The organism is Stenotrophomonas maltophilia group sp. RNC7 (genome assembly GCF_030910085.1).
Taxonomy (GTDB): Bacteria; Pseudomonadota; Gammaproteobacteria; order Xanthomonadales; family Xanthomonadaceae; genus Stenotrophomonas; species Stenotrophomonas sepilia.
This window is the reverse complement of sequence record NZ_JAVFVN010000561.1, coordinates 1-4,307: the sequence shown is the minus strand read 5'-3', so window position 1 is coordinate 4,307 and position 4,307 is coordinate 1. Positions and strand designations below refer to the sequence as shown.

Annotated in this window: 3 protein-coding genes; 1 reads left to right on the top strand and 2 read right to left on the bottom strand. The window is 30.7% G+C overall.

From position 1 onward, the window contains the following. Together RCF13_RS10825 and RCF13_RS10820 are read right to left on the bottom strand one after the other, a co-directional pair. Positions 1-1,037, bottom strand: a 1,037-nt coding sequence (locus RCF13_RS10825; RefSeq protein ID WP_308141159.1) for a hypothetical protein, incomplete at its 3' end; no start/stop codon positions are given. Between the two features lies 1 nt (position 1,038). Further along, positions 1,039-1,476, bottom strand: coding sequence for a hypothetical protein (locus RCF13_RS10820; RefSeq protein ID WP_001995737.1), 438 nt, complete (start codon positions 1,474-1,476; stop codon positions 1,039-1,041). Positions 1,477-2,511: 1,035 nt separating this feature from the next. On the opposite strand from RCF13_RS10820, the gene RCF13_RS10815 reads away from it, so the two are divergent. Beyond that, a complete protein-coding gene (locus RCF13_RS10815; protein WP_047956705.1) occupies positions 2,512-4,044 on the top strand; it encodes a replication-relaxation family protein in 1,533 nt (510 codons plus the stop codon). The last annotated feature ends 263 nt before the right edge of the window (positions 4,045-4,307 follow it).

Here is a 4,307-nt window from a genome sequence, read left to right as displayed (position 1 = left end):
GTTTTTCCGTTCTGCTCTACTTCCCATTCAATTTTATCGTGTAAGTTATGCCCACTTATCCAAGCATCCGTTAAGGATTTATACAAACCATTAGAACCATTTACTTCTGATACACTTTTTACATTTTTTCCGATAACAAGTGTACCTTGATGCTCTAAAATACATTTTCTAAAGTCTTGTGCATCAAACGTTACATCGGAACCACCAATGTTAGTCGCGCAATTCAATTCATGAAGCTGTGCTGCAATTGTATGATTAATGTAATCTCTATAGGTTTCAAATTTCAAATCCGATTTGTGTTCTGCATAATCGTCAGAAGCTTTTTGATTATCAACTGGCAACATAAACGCGATTCTATTTTGAGAGCTTAAAACCAATTTCCAAATCATTTCTATGAATCGGTTAACTTCTTTAAGAACACCAGGTCCATCTGTACGTTTTGGGTATGCTAAAATTAAGCCTAATTTTTTCAATTCACCTGCATTTTCAGCTGCAGCTTCCGCACGACTATAAAGACTATTCATTACTTCAGGGTTATTAGCATAATTAGGATCAGTCATGAAATCTTCATAGTCAAAGCCATTTGCTTCAATTAACTGTTTAGTATACTTTTCAATTACTTCCTGTACATACTTCTTTATAAAAATTTGTGTAGCAAGTAATACTGTTGAAGTCCCTGTACCGCCACCTAATCCAGCATTAAAAATAATTAATTCATCTGCTGCTTTGTATGCTTTATCAACCATTTCTTCAACACTATTATAATACTCAGGAGTTGATTTTAGTTTTTGATATGCTTTAGTAGGTTCTTTACCAAAACCATCTAAGTTCAAACTTACTAGATTTGCTTTCGGAATATTGTCTAAACCACCAAAATCTCTTTCAGTAGAATTAAATGCAAAAACAGGATACGAGTTGGTAATTGTACCATTTTCTCCTTTATAGTTAAATTTCGCAAATTCATTTGCAATTCGTGAACCCGCTTGACCAAATCCAACCATAGAAAATCGAATAGACGGTTTTTCATTTTCAAACATTTTAATTTTCCTCCTTATTATTCACCTGATTTTTTATTTCAATTGCTCTTTGTAGCACTTGTATTCCACGGATTGTTGGGTAATAAAAGTATGTACGTCCTGATGGATTCGAATAGTAGCAAAGTGACATCTTTAATAAATTTTGTAGAAGTCGCTCTGCATGTTTACGATCGATTGGTGCTTCTTTCTTTTCAAAATAAATCCTTTTATTTTTCACTGTATGTTTAACAGGTTTTTTCACAATTACTTCATTGGTTATTTGATTGACTGTAACACCTGTTATTTCTATATTTTCTTGTTTATTGAGTTGTACGGTTTTCGTAATAAATAACAGCACACTGGCCAACAAGCTATCAGCTGCTAATATTTCAGCGAACATTTGTGTGGTTTCTTCTGGGAAGTTATAATCCTCAAATCTTCTATGTGTTAATTCATCCAACTATTCCACACCTCCTAACATTGCACCTTTATATATTAGTGACTATTATCAGTGACTAATACTAATATAACCCCTTTTAAGATTAAAGTCAACACAAAAAAACCATATTTTTAGGCGCTTCTAAATTAGTGACTAATATAAGTGACTAATTGGATTGTAAATGCCATTTTCAATAGTTTTTCATACTGATTTTATACGAATGTAGAAACAACGAGCGATAATCAATAGCTATAAAACATGTGTAATCATAGTGAAATCAACGCTTCACTCATTAGTAACTATTATTGGTCACTAATATATATCAAGCTGATTTTATTTATGAATCCTGATTTTTGAGTACCTGTACATAAAACTGCTTACCTTTTCAAACATTGACCACCTACATATTCAAAAAATAATACTCTCTCTAAATAAGATGCCTGATCATTTTATACATTTGTAATTAGAAATCACGAAATAGACTCTAATTACATTTAAACACTTAGCTAGAAGGGGTTAATCACTAAACAAATTTTAGTTTTTACTATTCATGAATAAATAATTTATATATCTGTTTTATTAAAATCGCTATTAAAAAAATGGCTATTTTCCTCCTTCAAACCTACATAAAAATAGAAATACATAACTTTATACAAATAGACTTAAGCACATATAGCTAGATATATGTGCTTAAGTCTATTTTAGGGTGCATAACTTATGTACATATACTTGCCATCCCTAAGAACCTTGTAATAACAACGCTTATTGCGGATGTCTAGTCGGTGCTTTATATAAAAAAGCCCCCTCTCAAAACGGTAACTTAATATATCTAGAAACCCCTTAAAAAATCTTAACTTTATATGTATAATGCACTTTACCTTTAATTAAAAATCAAAACTCTTATTACGCTTCTTTAGGAATTCCTCTAGTTAAAATTCAATGGAATTCAACTTCTATTTCACTATTCAAATTTAGTTGCAAAATGTTTTATTAAAATATTTATTTTATATTCTCTTCTGTTAGTTAAAACTGAAACTTTGAAATGAGAGGTGCTTTATGAAGAGAGAAGATTGGATTATAAAATACATAACAGATAAAAATCATACTGGAATGTATATGGGGGTCAGTGATTTATACACTCTATTTTTCTTATACGAGCAAAAATTATTAACTGTTAAACAAATGAACACATTCTATAATTACTATCATGAAAAACCCATGCATTATAATGCGTTTCGAAATAGGTTAAACAAAATGTATAAGTTAAAAATTATAAGAAAAGATAACTACTATTTAAAAAAGAGACACGGTTATGAAATGAGCATGTACTCTATTGGCGAAAAAGGTCTTTATATTCTTAAACATGCTGGTTTTATCAATTGGGATAAGGAAAATATTTATGTTGGGAAAAGGCAATATGAACATACTCTTGGTATAAAAGAGGCTGTTTTAAGGACAATTGACTTGGAAATTAAAAGAAAGGGATGGTTTTTAAGTCAAGATGGCGAGAATATTTATGTTTTCAAAAAATTCATTGATGATTATGGCTTAAATAATATAGCGCCATTTTCTAAATGGTCTTCAATTCCTAAATATATTTATGAATCTGAAGACTGGGGAGAAAACGAAATTGTGGGGAGAGCAGCCAGGGGCGAACGTATGTACTCAAAGGGTGATGTGCTATACAGTATTCAGCCATTCCCATTATTTAAAGAAATTCAAGAGGACGAAGATAACCTCAAACCCGACTGGATATTTCGTTTTAATAAACATCAACTAAATTTAGAAATTGATTCTGGTGCTGAGAAAAATAAAATTATTATAAATAAAATAAAAAGATACATTCGGTTATCTCAACTTATGCCAACTATTCAACATCATGTGATCTTTGCAATAATTGATAATTCTTATCCAACCGTATCAGAACACGGGGCTAGAAAGCAACGTACTTCAAATTTGAAGGATTTAATAAGAAGTATCCCTGAACTATCTACTTCTACTTTGCAAGTGTATGTTACACCGATGAAAAGAGTTTCACCTGTTATGTACCAAATATTATCGTACGCAGGGCTTGAGAAAGATGATAATTTAGAATATCACAAACAAATTATTCAACGATTAAATAGCTCTTTATCTTTTTCTTACAACTCCAATTTGCTATCTACTGAAGTTGAATTGCGGGAGCATGGTTTTTTTCATCAGGGATTTCAAAATACAAAACTACCAGTATATCATTTTCAAAAAAAAAATAATCAAAATGCTACTGGACTATTAGAATTCTGGGGCATTGTGACTAGAATGATAGAAGGTAATGTAAATAATTTTAAAATGTTAGTAGAATTATCGCAGCTGCTGGCAAAAAACAATTCATATGAAGGAAAGTGGGTGTTACCAAGGGATACAAAGATAATAGCTATTTATCCAAAGGAACTAAATGAAACCGAATCATCCATTTTGCATGATATTTTTCACTCTTCAATTTCTAATAATGTCATTTTAATGCGAGAAGAGGATATTAAACAATTTAATCCTCAGTTTTATGACATTAAGCAAAGGGAGTTGAGAATGTTTGAAGATTTTTTCAATTGATAAAATAGATTATCAAAAAGTATATTGGTTTGTTTTGGGATTGATTGGGTTATCTATACTGTTCTCCTTTAGAGGAATTTTGAAATACATTTTACTGTGGTTTATACAACTTGGTTATTCACCAATAAACATACCCATATTAATTGGTGATCCACTAAGTATTCCCTATTTTATAGAACCCATATTTTCAAATTTTGTCTTTGTCATATTTCATCTCTCCCTGTTTTTTTGTAATGGAAAGAAAGGAGCTGTTCCCATGTATT